Annotated in this window: 6 protein-coding genes; 4 read left to right on the forward strand and 2 right to left on the reverse strand. The window is 56.0% G+C overall.

The genetic code is table 11. From position 1 onward, the window contains the following. The 4 genes from Q3981_RS00895 to Q3981_RS00910 form a co-directional block, all read left to right on the forward strand. The coding region (locus Q3981_RS00895) for a nucleoside recognition domain-containing protein (protein ID WP_303122944.1) at positions 1-591 on the forward strand (591 nt) is incomplete at its 5' end. A gap of 40 nt (positions 592-631) precedes the next feature. Continuing rightward, on the forward strand, positions 632-1,057 hold the full coding sequence (locus Q3981_RS00900) for a FeoC-like transcriptional regulator (RefSeq protein ID WP_303122946.1): 426 nt from the start codon (positions 632-634) through the stop codon (positions 1,055-1,057). Positions 1,058-1,280: 223 nt separating this feature from the next. Then, entirely contained in the window at positions 1,281-2,687 is a 1,407-nt protein-coding gene (gene hflX / locus Q3981_RS00905) for a GTPase HflX (protein ID WP_303123051.1), read from the forward strand. Between the two features lie 82 nt (positions 2,688-2,769). Continuing rightward, positions 2,770-4,071, forward strand: a complete 1,302-nt coding sequence (locus Q3981_RS00910) for a uracil-xanthine permease family protein (RefSeq protein ID WP_303122948.1) — start codon at positions 2,770-2,772, stop codon at positions 4,069-4,071. Between the two features lie 86 nt (positions 4,072-4,157). Here the strand turns inward: Q3981_RS00910 and Q3981_RS00915 are convergent, their stop codons facing one another. Both Q3981_RS00915 and Q3981_RS00920 read right to left on the reverse strand, forming a co-directional pair. Further along, entirely contained in the window at positions 4,158-4,427 is a 270-nt protein-coding gene (locus Q3981_RS00915) for an HPr family phosphocarrier protein (RefSeq protein ID WP_012731732.1), read from the reverse strand. 283 nt (positions 4,428-4,710) lie between these two features. Next, positions 4,711-5,544, reverse strand: an 834-nt coding sequence (locus Q3981_RS00920) for a PTS fructose transporter subunit IIC (protein WP_303122951.1), incomplete at its 5' end; no start/stop codon positions are given.

Below are 5,544 nucleotides of genomic sequence, written 5' to 3' on the forward strand. Positions count from 1 at the left end.
CAGCTGCCGGTGCCTCGGTTGGCACTGTCCGCCATGTGGATGCGTCTGAAAGGGTTCCTGCACACAGCCGGTGGGATCATCGTCGCGACGGTCATCGTCGTGTGGCTGCTGCAGTCGACTCCCGTCGTCGGCGGCCACAGCTGGGGTGACGACGACCTCGACCCGCAAGATTCGGTCTACGGCGCGGTATCACAAACAGTGGCACCTGTATTTGCCCCGGCTGGCTTCGATTCCTGGTCACTGTCGGGTCCGTTGATCACGGGCTTCGTCGCCAAGGAAGCCGTGATTTCGTCGTGGGCTCAGACATACGCCCTGCAAGACCCGTCGGATGAAGATGCTGTGGACCAGGGTCACTCTGCGCTGGCTCAGGCCATCCGCGAAGACTTTAACCACTCATCAGGTGGTCACACGTATCCGGCAGTGTGGGCTTTCATGGTCTTCCTGTTGGCTTACACTCCATGCGTGGCTACACTGGCTGCCCAAAAGAGAGAAATCGGATTGAAATGGACGTTGGTGGGGATAGCCATACAGCTGACAGTGGCCTGGGCTTTGGCCGTCATCACATTCCAGGCACTACGTCTTTTCTTCTAGATCATTTCCTCTCCATTGATTCGTGAAAGCAGTGATAGCAATGCTGTTTCGTCGAGAACGAGATTTATCGCGACGCGTTCCTTCGCGGGGTGACTCCTCCGGGCGTGCATCGGCATCGTCGGCTTCACAAGGTCCGCTTGCCTTGGTTCGTGACGCCATTGCCTCTGGGGCCGTTGACCGGTCACGGATCGCTGAAAACACGGGCCTTGCCCGAACCACCGTCGATGCCTCCATCGAGCACCTCGAACGCATGGGCTGGTTGACCAAGAAACCGCTGGGAACATCCTGCCCCGGCGGGGGATGCTCATCCTGCCCATTGGGTAAGGCCGACGGAGGGGCCGGATGCGGATCGCACATCGGCGGAACGGGCCCGGTTGCGCTGGTTTTAACCCGTCGCCCACAGTGTTGGCCGGCTGCGTCCACGTCGGCTGTGCCTGAAGCTGTTAGCTCCGCGGGCCGGCACTAGGTATAGAGCCGTGACCTCTGTGGGCATCGCGCATGCATGTCACGGTTCATCAGCCTATAGCGAACGCACTACCGCGTGAGGGCTAGTCGTGAGACACTTGTGAGCAATGACTGAACGTTCACATAATTATCCGTCTTATTCGGACTCCGACACTTACCTCACCGATGACCATGGCCGACGCGGGGGAGGCCTACATAACGACACAAGAGTTCGCCATGCTCACATGCCCACCGCGGGCGAACTCGACCTTAGCGAGCGTGACGAACTCCGCGCGCTGTCGCGCGGGAGTCAAGCTCACACGACGGAGCAATCCGACGGCTATGACGTCGAATATCGAAAGCTTCGGCTAGAAAGAGTCATTCTGGTCGGCGTATGGACCTCCGGAACTACCGCTGAATTCGAAGCAAATCTGGAAGAACTCCGTGCCCTCGCGGAGACAGCCGGGTCTGAGGTCCTCGAGTCTTTTTACCAGCGGCGCGAGAAGCCCGACGCGGGCACATACATCGGATCCGGCAAGGTCGCTGAGCTCCGTGATGCGGTCCGATCATTGGGCGCAGATACAGTGATTTGCGATGGTGAGCTGAGCCCCGGACAGCTCATCGCTTTAGAAAAACAGCTCGATGTCAAGGTTATTGACCGCACGATGCTGATCCTCGATATTTTCGCTCAGCACGCGAAGTCCAAAGAGGGAAAAGCACAGGTCTCCCTCGCTCAGATGGAATATCTTTATACGCGAGTCCGCGGCTGGGGCGACATGATGTCCCGGCAGGCGGGTGGACGAGCCGGCTCTAATGGCGGTGTTGGCCTTCGTGGTCCTGGTGAAACGAAGATTGAGGCCGACCGCCGACGGTTGCGTAAAGATATGGCTCGTTTGCGAGCGGAATTGCGGAGCATGACGACCGCTCGTGAAATCAAGCGAGATCGGCGGGATAACTCCACCACTCCGCAAATCGCGATTGCTGGGTACACGAACGCGGGGAAGTCGTCGTTAATCAATGCCATCACCGGAGCAGGGGTGCTGGTGGAGGATGCGCTTTTCGCTACCTTGGACCCCACGACACGTCGTGCAGAACTTGCCGACGGGCGAGCAGTGATCTTTTCGGACACCGTTGGATTCGTTCGGCACCTGCCCACACAGTTGGTGGAGGCGTTCCGATCGTCACTGGAGGAAGTTGCGTCGGCAGACTTGGTGCTGCATGTTGTGGATGGTTCCGATCCCTTCCCGCTGAAACAGATAGCTGCTGTTCACGAGGTTCTTGCCGACGTTCGCAACAGTGGGGCTGAGACCATGCCGCCTGAAATCATTGTTGTGAACAAGATAGACCAGGCTGACCCCATTGTTCTTGCGCAGCTTCGTCACGAGCTTGACGACGTTGTATTCGTGTCGGCGAAAACCGGCGAGAATATCGATGAGCTCGCATCCCGAATCGAACTGTTCTTAAACACTCTGGATACCCATGTGAGGCTTCATGTCCCGTACACCCGCGGTGACATTGTGGCAAAAGTACATGAGTATGGAACCGTTATCGACGAACAATACGATTCCGACGGCACGGTTCTTGATGTGCGCGTTCCTGCTCGTGTTGCTCAAGAGGTGAAAGAGTTTATTCAGGCGGACGAATACTCATAATTTTCTTTGCTTACAGGGACCTGACCGTGTTGATAGGGGTCGCAGTAAGGATCTAACTGCTCACGTTGAATAATAAGAAAGCGTGAGCGCAAAAAAGAGTCTTTTACCGTGGTCCGTGCATGGTGACGGAAAAACACCCCGACCTGGTGCTGTGGTGGCCCCAGATGAGCGATTAAGTTGGCCTCGAACGATCGGCGTGGGAATGCAACACGTCATTGCCATGTTCGGGGCGACGCTTCTTGTCCCCACCCTCACAGGATTCCCCGTCAATACCACCTTGTTGTTCTCTGGTCTGGGGACGATGGCGTTTCTCCTCATCACGAGGAATCGCCTTCCTTCATATTTAGGGTCCTCATTTGCGTTTATCGCCCCTTTAACCGCGGCGCATAGTGCGGGGCTGTCTGCCCAGCTGGGTGGCGTCCTTGCCGCAGGATTAGCGCTCGCGGTCGTGGGGCTCGTTGTGATGGCAGTGGGACAACACGCCCTCGGTGCCGTGATGCCTCCGCCCGTCACAGGAGCAATCGTCGCACTCATCGGTTTGAATCTGGCCCCTGCCGCCACATCCAACGTGCAAAAACAGCCATTAGTAGCCGGCGTCACTCTGGCGGCCATTCTGCTCTTCACCGTGGCGGGCCGAGGGATGATCGCGCGGCTAGGAATTCTTTTTGGTGTCGTCGTCGGGTGGGTTTTCGCGTCGCTAACAGGTAATTTAGCGCCAGGTACCTCAGAGACGATAGAGAATGCCGCGTGGATTGGTTTCCCACAATTCCATTCTCCCGTTTTCCACACGGGAATCGTTATTTCGACGATCCCCGTCGTCGTTGTGTTAATCGCAGAAAATGTCGGCCATGTAAAGGCTGTTTCTGCCATGACGGGAAGAAATATGGATGACTTAGCGGGGAAAGCTTTATTTTCTGACGGTATCGCGACGACAGTGGCAGGATTCTGCGGCGGATCGGGTACAACCAGTTATGCCGAAAATATTGGTGTCATGGCGGCTACGCGAGTCTATTCCACGGCTGCGTACTGGGTTGCTGCTGCGACCGCAATAATTCTTGCCTTTATTCCTAAGTTCGGCGCTTTAGTGTTCACTATTCCCACGGGAGTTTTGGGCGGCGCGACCATGGTCTTATACGGCATGATCGGAATGCTTGGAATTCGCATTTGGCAAGATAACAATGTTCGATTTACCAATCCCGTTAATCTGACCGCTGCTGCAGTGGCATTAATAGCGGGAATAGGAAATCTCACGTTGCGGGTGGGATCAGTCGATATTGAAGGCATCGCCTGGGGCTCAGTGGGGATCATCGTTGGATACCCGCTCTTGCGCTACCTCTTCGAGCACGTTGGGGAAGGGCAGGATGCCAGCCAACGTCAGTATTAAAAAATGGGGATGACCAGAAATATTCGGTCATCCCCATCAATAGTGCCGTTGGTCACCGCACAGTGGCGGTCCCGACAACTAGTAGATTATTCGTTATCGAGGTTCTGTGAAACCAGAGCCGCAATCTTCTCGACAGCTTCGGCGTTCTCAGACGAAACTTCCACGGTGTCACCGTGCTCAGCGCCCAAGGCCATAATCATGAGGGAAGAAGCGGCGTCGGCAGGTTCTGCATCATCATCGTCGGGAAGCGAGATCAGGATCTCGTCATCATAGTTAGATGCTTCCTCGGCGATAACAGCTGCGGGACGAGCGTGAAGACCAACGGTAGAACCGACAGTCACGGTTGTGGAAGCCATAAGTGAACCTTTCTGTTAATCAAAACAAGGTGTGGATCATCGGGATCCTCTTGTGCCAGAATAACGGACTTAAAGTCCTCCTGCACAAAGCATTTTATTTATTTCTACAGCGGTACTTATCGTAGCGGATAAGTTGCTGCAAGTGTGGTAGTTCAGATACGGAAAGTGCCATGTGCCACAGCCTTTTCCGTATCTGACGATCGGAGAGTACCGCTGGTTTGTTGTTCAGCGGGTACCCGCCCAATCTTTAAGCCAATGTCAGTGTAATGGCCGAGCTTCTGCTTTACGCTGTGGTCTTGGCAGAAGCCTCTTTGTTTTGCGACGACGGCGTTGTGGACGCCGGCGCTTTCGCGGCATCGCGTGTCTTGACTGGCCACCATGTCTTCAGGGCGACGACACCAGCAGCAGCGATGACCACGCCAACCACCAGTGAGACGAAGAACATGAGAACGTGGGTGACGGCCAGAATCACGAACACGCCGCCGTGAGGAGCCATCAGTTCGACGCCAGCTGCCATCGAGATAGCACCGGAGACCGCGCCGCCGAGCATCGTAGCCGGAATGACGCGCAGCGGGTCCGCAGCGGCGAACGGAATAGCACCTTCAGAGATGAAGGATAGGCCTAGTAACCATGCCGCTTTTCCGTTTTCCTGCTCCGCCTTATTGAAGAGCTTAGGCCGCAGAGTCGTCGCAAGAGCCAAGGCCAGCGGCGGAACCATACCGGTAATCATGACAGCAGCCATGATCTTCAGCGACGCAGGATCGTCGACATTCAGGCCCGCTGTGGCGAACAAGTACGCTGCCTTGTTGATCGGGCCCCCGAGATCGAAGCACATCATGAGACCCAGGATGATTCCGAGGAGAACCGCGGATGAACCAGACATCGAGTTCAGGCCATTCTGCAGAGCGTCCATCAGCGAGGCTATTGGGCGTCCCAACAGGATAAACATGGCGAAGCCGGTGATGATCGAATCCACCAGAGGAATGATCACAACAGGCATCAACCCAGCTAGCCACCGTGGTGGATTAAGCGTGTTGAACCACATTGCGATGAGACCAGCGATGAGACCGGTGAACAGGCCACCAATGAACCCTGCGCCCACAGCGACGGAGACGGC

Origin of the sequence: Corynebacterium sp. (assembly GCF_030530965.1) — a bacterium.
GTDB lineage: Bacteria > Actinomycetota > Actinomycetes > Mycobacteriales > Mycobacteriaceae > Corynebacterium.

Bases quoted from the DNA above. Each gene is read 5' to 3' on its own strand.
- Q3981_RS00915 (WP_012731732.1), bottom strand. From the start codon at position 4,427: ATGGCTTCCACAACCGTGACTGTCGGTTCTACCGTTGGTCTTCACGCT.
- Q3981_RS00900 (WP_303122946.1), top strand. From the start codon at position 632: ATGCTGTTTCGTCGAGAACGAGATTTATCGCGACGCGTTCCTTCGCGG.
- hflX (WP_303123051.1), top strand. From the start codon at position 1,281: ATGCCCACCGCGGGCGAACTCGACCTTAGCGAGCGTGACGAACTCCGC.